The organism is Levilactobacillus fuyuanensis (genome assembly GCF_003946395.1).
GTDB classification, from domain to species: domain Bacteria; phylum Bacillota; class Bacilli; order Lactobacillales; family Lactobacillaceae; genus Levilactobacillus; species Levilactobacillus fuyuanensis.
The window spans coordinates 24533-37926 of the sequence record NZ_RHNZ01000022.1 but is presented as its reverse complement, the minus strand read 5'-3'; the positions used below and the strand labels follow the sequence as shown (position 1 = coordinate 37926).

The window sequence follows — 13394 nt, the reverse complement described above, 5'->3', positions numbered from 1 at the left end:
ACTCAAAAAAATTGCCTAATCTCAATGGATTAGACAACTTTATAAATAGAATTACCAACAACAGTTGACATAGAACCTTATTTTCATAGACCTCCAGTGCACTGCGGCCGTCCTTGGCGTTCAGCACCGTGTACCCCTCGAATTGCAGATCCATACTGACCGATGCCAGTAGCGCCTCATCGTCCTCCACTACTAAAATCATGTCACTCATTGCACGTCCCCCTAGTTTTCGTATCATTACCTTCAGCTTACGCCATTACAATTTATCTGACTACTATACGGATAAATCTTCAGCCTTTCTAAAAAGTCTATGAATTCTTTGATACGGAACGGCGTAGGTTAATGATCAACTCACTGAATTTTGCCTAAAAAGAGAGCTCGGAATTTCTCCCGAGCTCTCTTTGAATTATTATGATTTACTCTGATAGGGATGGTTCTTCATCAATGTTGCATAGTGAGTCAGTTCATCAAACGCCGCCGCCAAGCGCTTAGCGAAGTGATCGCTGTTTGGCGCCGTCTTGACGAGTGTACCGTCAGCTGTAAAGTTAGGTTCGGCATTCCACAGCAGCACTGGGGATGGCAGCACCATCATCTTCAACATCTGCAGAATCTCCACGACGGACGCGGCAGCCAGTGCCCCACCATCGCTATACTTGGAGTAGGTAACGATTTGAACGGGCTTGTGATCGGTCTCGGGACCCACAAAGTCTAAAGCGTTCTTGAGGCTCCCCGTAATGGCGTGATCGTACTCAGGACTGAGAATGACGTAACCATCCTGAGCCTTTAACACATTCAACCACTGTTCCTCGATTGGTGCCAGACCTTGAATAGCCTCGGACAACGGCGTCTCTGCGTGGTCATAAAACGGCAACGGGTAATCTTTCAAATCAATCCACGTAAAGTCAACGTCCGCGGTGGGCATGGTCTGTTGCAGATACTTGAACAACTTTTCACCGAGCGAATTCGTCCGGGTACTACCGAGAATAACACCAATTTTTACTGACATGGGTGGGCCTCCTAATTAGTTAACAACGTGTGTCAGCTTACCATGGGGGTTAACTAAACACAATAAGAATTAGTCAATCATCCGATAACTAAAAGTAAGTAAAATTGTCGCCATTCCCATAGCACCAGACTTATTACCAACTTAATGTAAGTACATACTTTTTCCATATGGCATCTTAATTTCTAAAAAAAGTGACCGGCACATACGCCGATCACTCACAACTAACTTAACCTAATCCAACGGGTGGCAGTCCCAGCGACACAATTGTTAGCAATGACATTGCCAGCCAGGAACACTGCCAGTCGCGCGTGACCTGATAGATACCAGCCACTACCCCGCCAACGACTAAAGCTGACAGATTGTCACTGAGCGACCCCCAAGACACCAGGATATAGGCAATAATCGGCAACAGTACGGCCGCCCATTTTGGAAAATCCGGTAACCGATTGAGTCGTTCCTGTAGGATCCCCTGTAACACCCACACGAACAGCAGCGAGGCCACGAAAACGGCGAAGCCACTCAATACTAGTTCCACGGTCACCCCCGGAATCAACGGAACCGTCAGTGGTGATGGCGTTAGCGTAAAGGCAATGATCGCCAATGCTACACCGCCAACACCAGAAGCCCCCAGCGTCCACCACACGTGGCGTGGTGTGATAATTTGTCGGAGCCACAGACTCGTGTGATACCGATAAAACCACCAGATAGCAAGCGCGCTGATCACCATTAACACCAGCGTCACCAGAATCCGAATTCCCGCGTTGTTGATCATGCCGTGGACCCCGGGCCACCGTACCAATCCCAACACAGGTATACTTGAAATCAGTAGTAGTACATATAAGCTCAAAGCAAAACCGCTCCAAAACCACAGTTGCGGTAAAATCCCTTTGTGCATCCTAAGCTCCCCTTTTCTCCGATCAATATGTATCCCAAGAGTAAGTGCTATGCCATTCAACCCTTGAGCCCCATCATAGCATGATAACTTAAACGTTAGCTTACCCCGGCTAACGCATCGTGGTCACCTAGAGAGGAAGATAAAACAAAAAGCCGCCACCCGGAGGCAGCGACTTCTTTAATTTCGAAGTGTAAGTGATTACTTAAGAGTAACCACACCACCAGCGGCTTCAAGCTTTTCCTTGACGTCGTTAGCTTCGTCTTCTGAAAGGCCTTCCTTGATGACAGATGGTACGTTGTCAACAAGACCCTTAGCGTCCTTCAAACCTAAACCAGTGATTTCACGGACAGCCTTGATAGCCTTAACCTTAGCGTCACCAGATTCAGTTAATTCAACGTCGAATGAATCCTTGGCAGCAGCGTCGCCACCAGCAGCACCGGCTGCAGCAACTGGTGCAGCAGCAGAAACGCCGAATTCGTCTTCGATACCCTTAACTAAGTCGTTAAGGTCAGTAATTGATGCTTCTTTAAGAGAAGCGATGATAGCATCTTTATCAAAAGCCATGTTATTTTCCTCCAATAATTGGGTTTTATATTTTATGTTTCAATTTGAATCAGGGACTTAGGCTGCGTCGCCTTCGTCACCCTTTTCAGCAATAGCCTTAACAGCGTAAGCCACGTTCCGTACTGGTGCTTGTAAGACATTAGCCAGCATAGAAAGAAGGTCTTCACGACTAGGCAAGCTTGCGTAAGTGTTGATTTCGTCAACGGAGACAATCTTGTCTTCGATGAAACCACCCTTGATTTCAAGGTCGTCAACACCATCAGCAAACTTCTTCAAAACCTTAGCTGGAGCAATTGCATCCTCGTCAGAGAAAGCAACGGCAGTAGGGCCAGCAAACAGATCGTTTAAATCTGCATAACCAGCTTTTTCAGCAGCCCGAACCAAGATCTTGTTTTTGATAACGCTCATATGAACGCCTGCTTCACGCAATTGCTTCCGTAATTCAGTTGCTTCTTCAACAGTTAAACCACGGTAGTCAACAACGATAGCACTGACGGCGTTGTTGAATTTCTCAACAACCTCATCAACCTTTTTTGCTTTAACAGCAATAGCTTGTTCACTCAAATTATTTCACCTCCCGGAAAAGTTTGGTGGGATTAAAAAATCCCTATGCCACCAAGACATAAGGAGTCAAAAGTTTAAGTAAACTTCTGCCTCGGCAGGAAATTAAGACCATTAGGCCACCTGAGTCTTAGGTAGGATCTATTAAATACAACTTCAATAGCATACAATACTTCGACATCACTGTCAATGCACTGCAAGGGATTTTTTAATTTACGTTTTAACTTAGGCTAATAAAGAAGCCATGTCAACGTCGACGCTAGGGCCGAACGTTGAAGAAATTGAAACGTGTTGGACGTAAGTCCCACGTACAGCAGCTGGACGAATGCGAGCAATCGTTTCAGCAATGGTCTTCAAGTTGCCGGCAAGCTTGTCAGCATCAAAGGAAACCTTACCAAATGGAACAGCAACGTTACCATCCCGGTCAGTCCGGTAAGTAACTTGTCCGTTCTTAGCATCTGAAACAGCCTTTTCGACGTTCATCGTAACAGTCCCCGTCTTAGGGTTAGGCATTAAGCCCTTAGGTCCTAAGACCCGACCTAAACGACCAACTTGGGCCATCATGTCTGGCGTTGCAATAGCAACGTCAAAGTCCAACCAACCGTCTTGGATGCGTTCTACTAAGTCTTGTTCGCCAACAACGTCAGCACCAGCTGCTTCAGCAGCCTTAGCTTGGTCACCCTTAGCGAATACGATTACCGTGGTTTCCTTACCGGTACCATTTGGTAATACTAATGCGCCACGGAGTTGTTGGTCCGCTTGCTTCGTGTCAACGTTAAGCTTGAAGGCAACTTCAACAGTTGCATCGAACTTAGCGAAATCCATCTTCTTAACTAAATCAACAGCGTCGCCCATGGTGTAGACCTTGTCAGCCTCGACCAATTTAGCAGCGTCTTGATACTTTTTACCTCGTTTGTGAGCCATTTTGTGTTTTCCTCCTTGCAAATGTGGTTGTAACGGATAAACCTCCCACTTGACACATTTCATTTTCGTGAAGTGTCCGACTATCCGAAAACTGAGCTTAACCTTCGACCGTGAAGCCCATGCTCCGGGCAGTACCTTCAATCATGCGCATAGCTGCTTCAACATCAGCTGCGTTTAGATCTTGCATTTTAGTTTCAGCGATTTGCTTAACTTGATCCTTGGTTACAGTTGCAACCTTTTTCGTGTTAGGTTCGCCGGAACCACTTTCAACACCAGCAGCCTTCTTCAACAGTACAGCTGCTGGAGGGGTCTTGGTGATGAAATCAAAGGAACGATCTTCATAGACACTGATCACAACAGGAATGATCATACCAGCTTGGTCAGCGGTACGAGCGTTGAATTCCTTAGTGAAGCCCATGATATTGATACCTGCTTGACCTAAAGCTGGTCCAACTGGGGGAGCTGGGGTTGCTTTACCCGCAGGAATTTGTAATTTAACGACATTAGCTACTTTTTTAGCCACGAGACAATACCTCCTTGAGTCCGTGTGTGGTAAGTGGGGCTGTTAGTTTGCCCCTCCCACTTTGAAAAATATGCATCACGCATACCTGAGAATCATACCACACTTTACTAACTGCAACAAGTTCTTTTCTGAAAAAGCCAGATTAACCCAGGATAGGATCGACTTGATCGAAGTTGAGTTCCGTACTGGTTTCCCGGCCGAACATGTCGATGTTGACCTTCAACTTCATCTTTTCGTTGTCGACTTCCGTGATCTTACCAACTAAGCCACTGAAGGCCCCATCCACGATGGTTACGGAGTCGCCAGGAGCAACGTCCAATTCAGCGTGACGTGCGGAGATCCCGACACGGCGTAAGATGCGTTCAACTTCGTCAGGCAACAGTGGCGTTGGCTTACTACCTTGACCATGGGAACCCAAGAACCCAGTAACCCCAGGCGTGTTCCGGACAATGTACCAAGCTTGGTCACTCATGACCATTTCGACTAAGACGTAGCCAGGGAAGGTCTTTTCCATAGTAACCTTGTCCTTACCATTCTTAACTTCGTGTTCTTCTTCTTCAGGAACAACGACACGGAAAATGTTGTCCTGCATCCCCATTGATTCGGCACGGGATTCCAAGTTTGCCATAACTTTGTTTTCGTATCCGGCGTACGTGTGTAGCACGTACCATTGCTTTTCAGCTGACTCAACCATGTGTGGTGCACTCCTTTAATAATTGACTTTTTCGTCCAAAATAAAAAAACTCCGCAATACACGAAGTTCCTGTTGCTACCTAATATACCATATCTGGCCATATTTGGCCACTGACAATTCACCTAAGCGATGAACTTTAAGCCGTACTGAACAATCCAGTCAACGACCGCGAAGAAAATCGCGAAGAGCACGGAAATGCCAATAACGGTACCAGTATCGTGCCGCGTTTGCTTAGGACCAGGCCAAGAAACTTGCTTCATTTCCTGTCCGACCGCTTTAAAGAAACGGAATAAACGCATGGTGTTGCCTCCTAATAAATTGTAGTGTGTTTGTCGTTACGATCAGTCACATTAACGGGTTTCGCGGTGTAACGTGTGCTTCCCACAAACCTTACAGAACTTTTTAACCTCTAGACGCTTAGTGCGGGTCGCACTCGCTGTGATGGTGTAATTTCGCGACCCACATACTGAACAGGCCAGAGCAATTTTCCTTTGAGCCATCTTGCCACCACCTTTAAGTAAATCATGTTCAACTCATACTGGAGTAGTTTACCATTGTCTCCTCCACCCGTCAATCATTCGGCAAGGACTTCCCGGAGCTTTATCTGACTTCTGTGGGCCGCACTGGTGACCTGGGCCAACGACAAGGCGCGGGTCTGACTGATGTCTTGTAGCGACTGCCCCTGCAAGAGATCGTTGAAGACCCCCTGCTCAATGCCTGACAAGCGCTCCCCAACCTGGCGAATGGCATCCTTCACTTCTAGCGCTTCCCGTAGCACCCACCGAGCATCCCTGACTGTTTCACAGATAAACACCCGATTTGCATCCAAGGAAACCGCTAAACGATCTTCCATGCGCTTCTGAGTCTGGCTCTGACGAATCAGGTCGTATACGCGAAATAGGAGTGCCCGGCGGTAGAAAGCGCCAAAGCTCTTCATTCGCTCGATTTCGTAGCGCTGGACGACCCGACAGAACACCAATAAGGCTTCCTGATCCCAGTCATCAGGATCATGGTCGGGAATGAAATACTTGCTCTGAATCTTAAACAGCACCGGCCGATACCTTTCAAATAGGACCAGCAATGCGGGCGAATCCAGCGATTCACGGATGAGAAAGAGAAGCTGCGTATCACTTAAGTCGATCAATGGGAAAGCCTCCTTATTGGGTCTATTTCTAGTCTAAAGGAGGCCCCTGCCATTGCCGAGCGAACGGACGTTTAAATAAAATTTATCTTTTTATAATTGCATCTGTCTACCAGCAATCTCTGATTGGCGTGCACTCGTCCTTAATTGTCGATAGCTATCACCACTCAAACTGTTAGTTAGCACAATTCACTATCCAAACGCCGTCTACCATTTCTATAAGACGCAAAAAGCCACTCGACCATCCTTTTGAGGGTTAGTCGAAGCGGCTCATTGTCACATGACCGAATACAAAATAATTTATATTCGAAAAATGTGCGACTACTTTTAGATTTTTCACATTAGTATTCTATAGACGGACTGTCTCCGTCCACACTAACTTATGACAGCTAGTGCTTAGGCCGGTGATCACGGTCAGGGCGCGCCATCATTTGGTCCCGTAACTTTTCCAGCTTGTACAACTGCTGGTCGTTCCACGGCGACTTACGTACTAACCCTTTATCGGCAAACTCACGGGCAGTCTGTTTGACTTCGTTCTGGGCCCGTTCGATATCGCGCAACAGTTCCCCGGCAGGAATCCGCAAGGCCCCTTCTGAAAAGATGGTCCACTGTTCCGCCTGGTCACTGGTGGCAACCGTCACCTGGGTGAACCGGGTCTGACGTTCCTTAGCGATTTTTTCAATATAGCTATCGGCCGTCTCATCACGATTCGTCCAGACGACTTCCAGGTCGAACTGCTTATAGCTCTTGGAAATGCCTGGCACGTACATCGCATCGAAAACCACGGTGATTGAGGCGTCCCGTAGCTTCTTATAATTTGCCAACATGGACAGGAGCAGATCTCTGGCCTCCGGTAACCGATCACTGAGCTTGAGCCGGTTGAGCTTGGGCCAGTTGCCGATCATGTTATAGGCGTCGACAATAAGAATATCTTCTTTCATTTTCCCACGCTCATCCCTTCGTTCAGTGTTGGACTGGGTGCCGTGAACTGAAGCCTTGATACATCAGCAGGCCGGCAGCCACACTGGCGTTCAGGCTCTGTACGGAACCAACCATTGGAATTGTTAGCATCTCGTCAACGGTCTCCTTAAGCAAGCGAGAAATCCCCTTACCCTCGTTACCGATAATCAAGCCGACGGCGCCCTTGGCGTTCCAGTCGCGATAGTCAGAGCCTTCCATGTCGGTTCCAAAGATCCACATGCCACGTTCCTTCAAGTCGTGAACCGTGTTGACCAGATTGGTGACTCGGGCAACCGGCACCGTTTCAATCGCACCAGTCGAGGTCTTGGCAACAGTCGAAGTCAAGCCAACGGCCCGGCGCTTCGGGATAATTACCCCGTGGACGCCACTGGCATCGGCTGTTCGCAAGATGGACCCCAAGTTGTGGGGGTCTTCAACACCATCCAAAATCAGAAAGAATGGTGCTTCACCAGCTGCTTCAGCCTTGGCAAAGAGATCATCGATGCTAGCATATTCAAACGCTGCGACACCGAGAACGACCCCTTGGTGATTCTGATGATCCGTCAGCTGGTCCAGCTTTTGCTTAGGCACTTCTGAAATCACCAAGTGACGCTTCTTGGCCAATTGGCGAATTTCATCGATAGCTTCGGCCTTCAGACCACTCTGCAAAAAGACCTTGTTGATAGTCTGTTGACTACGTAATGCGGCAACGGCTGGGTGCCGGCCGATCACAAAGTCGTTGGATACGTCGTTCGTTTCGTTTTCTGGATTCATTATTCAGTCCGCCCCGCTTCTACTTGTTCAATGCACCATTTACCCAACTCATTGACCCGATCCTGCTGTCCACTGAGGGCTAAGTAGCCCATTAAGGCTTCAAACCCGGTGGAAATCCGGTAGGTCACGACGTCCGTGTTCTTGGCGTGCGTGTAGCTTTTGGCATTACGCCCGCGCTTAAACATCGTCCATTCGTCATCGCTTAAAATGCCGTCCTTTTCCATCAGGTCGATCAGTGCGGCCTGGGCCTTCGCTGAGACGTAGTGGGTCGCCTTCTTCTGCAGATGGTTGGGCTTAGCCAAGCCCTCCGCAATCAGATGCTGACGAATAATTACTTCATAGGCGGAATCGCCCATGTAGGCCAGTGCGACCCCGTTTAATTGTCGAAAATCGACTTGTTCTGTTTGTTCAGTCATTAATTTCCCTTTCTCCAACGCGTCCCTTGGGGCGTGTCTTCCAAGATAATCCCTTGGCTCTTCAGTTGTTCACGAATTTCATCACTGCGTTCAAAATTCCGGTTCTTCCGGGCAGCCAACCGTTCATCGATCAGTGTCTGAATCCCATCATCATCCAGTGAGTCGGCTTCCGCCAGTTCAACACCGAACACGCTCAGCAGGTCGGCTAAGGTCTGACGAATAAACGTCAGCGTCCCGCTAAAGACCACTGGCCGTTCAGCATACACGTTTCCTAAGCGAGCTAAGTCATGAACCTCGGCGACCCCATTTTGCACGTTGAAGTCATCGTCCATGGCATCGTTGTAGTCGGCGATGATCTGTCGAATTTCCTGTTCGACCTTTGGATCATTGCCCTCTTCCGCGTCCTTCAAACGATACCCCATGTTATTGTACGAAGTTTGCAGCCGTTCCAGGTTCCGCGCCGCCGTGTCCAAATTCCGTTGGTTATATTGAATTGGCCGCCGGTACTGGGTCGTGGCCATGAAGAAACGTAACGTCTGTGGGTCGATGGTCTTCAAGATATCGTGAACCGTCACAAAGTTGCCTAGTGACTTACTCATCTTCTCATTTTCATCGCCAACCGTCACGAAGCCATTGTGTAACCAGTAGTGGACAAATGTCTTGCCCGTCTTAGCTTCACTCTGCGCAATTTCATTTTCATGATGGGGGAAGGTTAAGTCCTCGCCACCACCGTGGATGTCAAAGGTGTCACCAAGGTAGTGCGTCGACATGACGGAACACTCGATGTGCCAACCAGGTCGGCCCGCACCCCAAGGAGATGGCCAGGAGATTTCACCCGGCTTAGCACCCTTCCAGAGGGCAAAGTCAACGGGATCTTCCTTGCGAGCCGTCTCTTCATCGTTGGTGTGCTGGGAAGCTCCTTCCTCGAGTTCGTCCAAATTCTGATGGGACAGTTCACCGTAATGAGCAAACTTGTGTGCCCGGTAATAAACATCCCCATCAACTGGATAAGCGTAGCCCTTGTCGATCAGGTCCTGCACAAACTCAATGATTTCGGAAATGTGTTCCGTGGCCCGTGGATTAGCGGTTGCCGGTTCAATGTTTAGAGCCGCCGTGTCTTCCTTGAAGGCCTTGATGAACCGATCACCCAATTCGGGAACGGTAATGTTTAATTTTTTCGCTTGATTGATCATTTTATCGTCGACATCAGTAAAGTTAGAAATGTACTTCACCTGATAGCCGCGGTATTCGAAGTAACGCCGAATCGTGTCAAAGGCAATGGCACTCCGCGCGTTCCCAATATGAATATAGTTATAGACGGTCGGACCACACACATACATGTTAACCACTCCGGGAGTGATGGGTTCGAAGGTCTCTTTCTGGCGGGTCATGGTATTAAATACTTTGAGCATCGCGAGGCTCCTTTCGCGTAACCTTTATATATTGCTTCGTTTCGACATCGCTGAGTGGGCAATTGATTTCGCCTCCCGGTTGGTTCTGGAGATACTGGAACGGGTGGGCGCAACTTGAAGCCTCGCCAAAAAACACGAGTCTTCAAGCTTGGCCTTTTCCTAGACCGAGTAAATCACTCAGCCAAGGAAAACGACACACCTGAGCATCTCCAGAACCAACCTCCGGCTTACACTGACCTATCCCCCTACGCAATTGTCACTCATATAATGATATGAACTGACGCACACATTGGTATCCAATCAGCATCTTCAAAACCACCCGGGAGGCGACATAACCGCCAACCCAAGGATGTCGAATGAGTTAGCTCCATTGTAGCATACCAGAGCGGTTAGCAAAAAGCCGAATGGACGGCCAATGGCCCCTCATTCGGCTTCTTTACCAAAACGTTAGCCTTCTAGTTGGGCCAAAGTTTGGTGAATGTGTTGTAATGCGGTCTTGCGGCCGACTAATTCGATTGATTCAGGTAATTCTGGACCGTGCATTTCGTGGGTAACGGCAATCCGGATTGGCATCCATAATTGACGACCCTTGATACCGGTCTTGGCTTGGACCCGCTTGATCACGTGGAAGATTTCTACGGAGTCAAACAAATCGAGCTTTTCGATTTCTTCAGCGAATGCCTTTAAGACAACGGGGGCCGTGTCATTACTGATTTCTTCCAGAGCGTCGCCAGAAACTTGTTCTGGTTCTTGGAAGAAGACGGAAGCCATATCATTGATCTGTGCCATGTAGCTCATTTGTTGCTTGTACAGGTTGATCAACTGACGCGACCATTCGATGGTGTTCGTGTCTGGGTTGGCAGGAATGTTACCCGCCTTGATCAATTGCTTCATGGCCAAGTCGACGATAGTGCTTTGATCAGCATCCTTCACGTAACGGTTATTCAACCAGTCCAGCTTGTCGCTATCAAAGGTTGCGGGTGATGAACTCAGACGCGTTTCATCGTACATCTTGATGAATTGCTTCCGGTTAAAGATTTCATCTTCCCCAACTGGAGACCAGCCCAACAACAGAATGAAGTTGAACATGGCTTCTGGCAGGTAACCGAGGTCACGATATTGTTCGATGAATTGGAGAACAGATTCGTCACGCTTGGACAACTTCTTACCCGTGTCCTTGCTGATGATCAGGCTCATGTGGCCGAACTTAGGTGCATCCCAACCAAAGGCTTGGTAGATCATCAATTGCTTAGGCGTGTTGGCAACGTGGTCGTCCCCACGGAAAACGTGGCTAATGGCCATCTTGTGGTCGTCAACAACAACAGCGAAGTTGTAAGTTGGCATCCCATCGCGCTTAGCAATGACGAAGTCCCCACCAATGGTGTCAGAGTTAAAGGAAACGTTCCCCTTAACCATGTCGTCCCAAGCAAAGATTTCATCCTTAGGCACGCGGAAACGAATAACTGGCTTCAAGCCTTTAGCTTTAGCAGCATCGATAGCAGCTTGCTTTTCAGCTTCATCCATACCAGCATATTCGTATTCGTAATGTGGCATTTCTTTGCGGGCCTTTTGAGCTTCACGGTCGGCTTGTAATTCATCTTCCGTCCGGTAAGATTCGTAAGCTTTGCCTTCATCGATCAGTTGTTGGATCAGTGGCGTGTAAATGTCGCGCCGTTCTGATTGCCGGTAGGGACCGTAGTCGCCACCAACATCGGGACCTTCATCCCAGTCCAAGCCTAACCACTTCAGGTTTTCCAGTTGGCTTCTTTCACCATCCGCGATGTTCCGCTTAGTATCGGTATCTTCGATTCTGATGATGAACTTACCCTTGTTGTGCCGGGCAAATAAGTAATTAAAGATCGCTGTCCGGGCATTACCAATGTGCAAATGACCGGTAGGACTCGGTGCGTACCGAACCCGAATTGAATTTTTCGCCAAAACGTTTGCGCCTCTTTCTCCATTATTTACGTAATTTAGGTGTTAACTGTCATCTGCGTGATGACACATTGTTCTTAGTGTACAATGACCAACCGGAAAAATAAAGGTGTGACCCTTAATCTCTCCCAGAAATCTCAAGTAAGCGGTTATTTACCGTGACCGTTTCTGCTTCTTCGACTGATCCTTGCCCCCGGCATCCTCTTCGATGTTTCTGCTAGAATGCACGGGCTTGGCAAAGATCATCCGCCCAGCATCGGTCTGGATGGCACTTGTCACCACCACATCCAACTGTTTGTTGATGAAGTACTTCCCATCTTCGACGACGACCATCGTGCCATCATCGAGATAAGCGACCCCCTGTTGCCGTTCGGTCCCGTTCTTAACCACCATGACGTGGAGGTTCTCACCCGGAATTACCCGTGGTTTCAAGGCGTTAGCTAAGGAGTTGATGTTGAGGACTTGAACATTTTGGAACTGAATAACCTTGTTCAAGTTGTAATCGTTGGTGACGATCACCCCACCATTTTCCTTGGCCAGTCGAATCAACTTGCTGTCGACTTCGGGAATATCCTCGAAGTCACCTTCGTACATTTCAATCGGCATAATATTTTCGTTCTGCAGCTTGTTTAAGATATCCAAGCCCCGGCGGCCACGAACCCGCTTGATGGAGTCGCTGGAGTCCGCGATGTACTGCAATTCATACAACACGAAATTGGGAACCAACAGCGTCCCTTCCAGGAACCCCGTCTTAGCCAGGTCATAAATCCGGCCGTCAATTAAAATATTGGTATCCAAGATCTTATAGTGATGGAAGTTGGGCTCCGTTTGTTTATCGATGACCTTCTTAGACTCTTCTTCGCTGGCTTTCTTGCTCCGTGACTGGAACAACTTGCGCCATTCTTCGGCTCGCACCTTACTCAACCGCGTCCCGATTCGGAAGCCAAGATACCCAAACAATAGCATCAAAATCCATGGAATGAAGGTACTGATGAAGAACGATGGCACTCGGAAAAGAAACGATGAAATCAGTAGGGCCAGCGCCAAACTAATGATTGCACCCAAACTACCGAAGAGAATCGTCATTGGATTCTGCTTGTTGAGATAGGCCTCAAGCTTGTTGACCACCCGCATGATCAGTCCGGCAAACAACAACCCCAGAATGAGGAAAATAATTGCACCAACTAAAATGTTAACTAAGATGTTGTTGACAAGCGGACTGGTCATGCCGATGACGTGCCAGAAGCGGGAAAGATACGCGACCCCCATGACACCACCTAGGATGGCGAAGATCACGAGAATAACTGTTTTCTTACGCATACGTTCACCTCCTTTCAAATTGATTTCTTTGTAATACTGATTAAGCTAAAACTGAGATTGACAGCGCCTCCGAGCCGGTGAAAATGAACCGTGACGCTGAGGGCGGACGCCTAAAGCCATAGAACGGCCTTTAGGCTTGTGTCCAAGCCGCTGTAAAACGCGTCTTAGCCACACCACTTCTCTAACCGGCACAGTCCGCCGCTAAGAGAAGTCCCACAGCTGGGTTCATTTTCACCGACTCTACGGCTTCAATAGTGCTTTGCAGGAAC

General features: G+C 48.3%; 16 protein-coding genes, 1 pseudogene and 1 other annotated feature. All 17 genes and pseudogenes read right to left on the bottom strand.

Translation table 11 applies throughout. The annotated features are described in order from the left end of the window. A pseudogene (locus EKM73_RS11050) lies at positions 1–211 on the bottom strand (hypothetical protein); the annotation flags it as partial. 198 nt (positions 212–409) lie between these two features. Next, on the bottom strand, positions 410–1006 hold the full coding sequence (locus EKM73_RS11045) for an NADPH-dependent FMN reductase (protein WP_125701926.1): 597 nt from the start codon (positions 1004–1006) through the stop codon (positions 410–412). A gap of 226 nt (positions 1007–1232) precedes the next feature. Next, on the bottom strand, positions 1233–1901 hold the full coding sequence (locus EKM73_RS11040) for a hypothetical protein (protein ID WP_125701925.1): 669 nt from the start codon (positions 1899–1901) through the stop codon (positions 1233–1235). A gap of 198 nt (positions 1902–2099) precedes the next feature. After that, entirely contained in the window at positions 2100–2465 is a 366-nt protein-coding gene (gene rplL / locus EKM73_RS11035) for a 50S ribosomal protein L7/L12 (RefSeq protein ID WP_125701924.1), read from the bottom strand. A gap of 57 nt (positions 2466–2522) precedes the next feature. Beyond that, positions 2523–3029, bottom strand: a complete 507-nt coding sequence (gene rplJ / locus EKM73_RS11030; protein WP_125701923.1) for a 50S ribosomal protein L10 — start codon at positions 3027–3029, stop codon at positions 2523–2525. 25 nt (positions 3030–3054) lie between these two features. Continuing rightward, positions 3055–3179, bottom strand: a sequence feature (ribosomal protein L10 leader region). A gap of 72 nt (positions 3180–3251) precedes the next feature. Next, complete coding sequence (rplA, locus tag EKM73_RS11025; RefSeq protein ID WP_125701922.1) at positions 3252–3950, bottom strand: 50S ribosomal protein L1; 699 nt, start codon at positions 3948–3950, stop codon at positions 3252–3254. Between the two features lie 97 nt (positions 3951–4047). Next, on the bottom strand, positions 4048–4473 hold the full coding sequence (gene rplK, locus EKM73_RS11020) for a 50S ribosomal protein L11 (RefSeq protein WP_057732912.1): 426 nt from the start codon (positions 4471–4473) through the stop codon (positions 4048–4050). A gap of 142 nt (positions 4474–4615) precedes the next feature. After that, positions 4616–5167 carry a transcription termination/antitermination protein NusG gene (gene nusG, locus EKM73_RS11015; protein WP_020088138.1) on the bottom strand — a complete coding sequence of 184 codons (552 nt, stop codon included), beginning with the start codon at positions 5165–5167 and terminating at the stop codon, positions 4616–4618. 122 nt (positions 5168–5289) lie between these two features. After that, positions 5290–5466, bottom strand: a complete 177-nt coding sequence (gene secE, locus EKM73_RS11010) for a preprotein translocase subunit SecE (protein WP_020088137.1) — start codon at positions 5464–5466, stop codon at positions 5290–5292. 51 nt (positions 5467–5517) lie between these two features. Continuing rightward, positions 5518–5667: a 50S ribosomal protein L33 gene (rpmG, locus tag EKM73_RS11005; RefSeq protein WP_125701921.1), complete on the bottom strand. Its 150-nt coding sequence runs from the start codon at positions 5665–5667 to the stop codon at positions 5518–5520. 74 nt (positions 5668–5741) lie between these two features. After that, complete coding sequence (locus EKM73_RS11000; protein WP_125701920.1) at positions 5742–6311, bottom strand: sigma-70 family RNA polymerase sigma factor; 570 nt, start codon at positions 6309–6311, stop codon at positions 5742–5744. A gap of 386 nt (positions 6312–6697) precedes the next feature. Continuing rightward, positions 6698–7249: an NYN domain-containing protein gene (locus tag EKM73_RS10995; RefSeq protein WP_125701919.1), complete on the bottom strand. Its 552-nt coding sequence runs from the start codon at positions 7247–7249 to the stop codon at positions 6698–6700. Between the two features lie 22 nt (positions 7250–7271). Further along, positions 7272–8042, bottom strand: a complete 771-nt coding sequence (rlmB, locus tag EKM73_RS10990; RefSeq protein WP_125701918.1) for a 23S rRNA (guanosine(2251)-2'-O)-methyltransferase RlmB — start codon at positions 8040–8042, stop codon at positions 7272–7274. Continuing rightward, positions 8042–8458, bottom strand: coding sequence for a Mini-ribonuclease 3 (locus tag EKM73_RS10985; RefSeq protein ID WP_125701917.1), 417 nt, complete (start codon positions 8456–8458; stop codon positions 8042–8044). Before EKM73_RS10985 ends, rlmB begins: the two co-directional genes overlap by 1 nt. Beyond that, positions 8458–9870 (bottom strand): cysteine--tRNA ligase, encoded by a 1413-nt coding sequence (gene cysS, locus EKM73_RS10980; protein WP_125701916.1) that lies wholly within the window; start codon positions 9868–9870, stop codon positions 8458–8460. Before cysS ends, EKM73_RS10985 begins: the two co-directional genes overlap by 1 nt. 447 nt (positions 9871–10317) lie before the next feature. After that, positions 10318–11808 (bottom strand): glutamate--tRNA ligase, encoded by a 1491-nt coding sequence (gene gltX, locus EKM73_RS10975; RefSeq protein ID WP_125701915.1) that lies wholly within the window; start codon positions 11806–11808, stop codon positions 10318–10320. Positions 11809–11958: 150 nt separating this feature from the next. Further along, positions 11959–13125 (bottom strand): PIN/TRAM domain-containing protein, encoded by a 1167-nt coding sequence (locus EKM73_RS10970; RefSeq protein ID WP_125701914.1) that lies wholly within the window; start codon positions 13123–13125, stop codon positions 11959–11961. Positions 13126–13394 lie beyond the last annotated feature (269 nt).

Excerpts from the sequence above, each read along its gene's own strand:
- EKM73_RS11045 (WP_125701926.1), bottom strand. The coding sequence starts at position 1,006 with ATGTCAGTAAAAATTGGTGTTATTCTCGGTAGTACCCGGACGAATTCG.
- EKM73_RS11040 (WP_125701925.1), bottom strand. The coding sequence starts at position 1,901 with ATGCACAAAGGGATTTTACCGCAACTGTGGTTTTGGAGCGGTTTTGCT.
- rplL (WP_125701924.1), bottom strand. The coding sequence starts at position 2,465 with ATGGCTTTTGATAAAGATGCTATCATCGCTTCTCTTAAAGAAGCATCA.
- rplA (WP_125701922.1), bottom strand. The coding sequence starts at position 3,950 with ATGGCTCACAAACGAGGTAAAAAGTATCAAGACGCTGCTAAATTGGTC.
- nusG (WP_020088138.1), bottom strand. The coding sequence starts at position 5,167 with ATGGTTGAGTCAGCTGAAAAGCAATGGTACGTGCTACACACGTACGCC.
- secE (WP_020088137.1), bottom strand. The coding sequence starts at position 5,466 with ATGCGTTTATTCCGTTTCTTTAAAGCGGTCGGACAGGAAATGAAGCAA.
- rpmG (WP_125701921.1), bottom strand. The coding sequence starts at position 5,667 with ATGGCTCAAAGGAAAATTGCTCTGGCCTGTTCAGTATGTGGGTCGCGA.
- EKM73_RS10995 (WP_125701919.1), bottom strand. The coding sequence starts at position 7,249 with ATGAAAGAAGATATTCTTATTGTCGACGCCTATAACATGATCGGCAAC.
- rlmB (WP_125701918.1), bottom strand. The coding sequence starts at position 8,042 with ATGAATCCAGAAAACGAAACGAACGACGTATCCAACGACTTTGTGATC.
- EKM73_RS10985 (WP_125701917.1), bottom strand. The coding sequence starts at position 8,458 with ATGACTGAACAAACAGAACAAGTCGATTTTCGACAATTAAACGGGGTC.
- cysS (WP_125701916.1), bottom strand. The coding sequence starts at position 9,870 with ATGCTCAAAGTATTTAATACCATGACCCGCCAGAAAGAGACCTTCGAA.
- EKM73_RS10970 (WP_125701914.1), bottom strand. The coding sequence starts at position 13,125 with ATGCGTAAGAAAACAGTTATTCTCGTGATCTTCGCCATCCTAGGTGGT.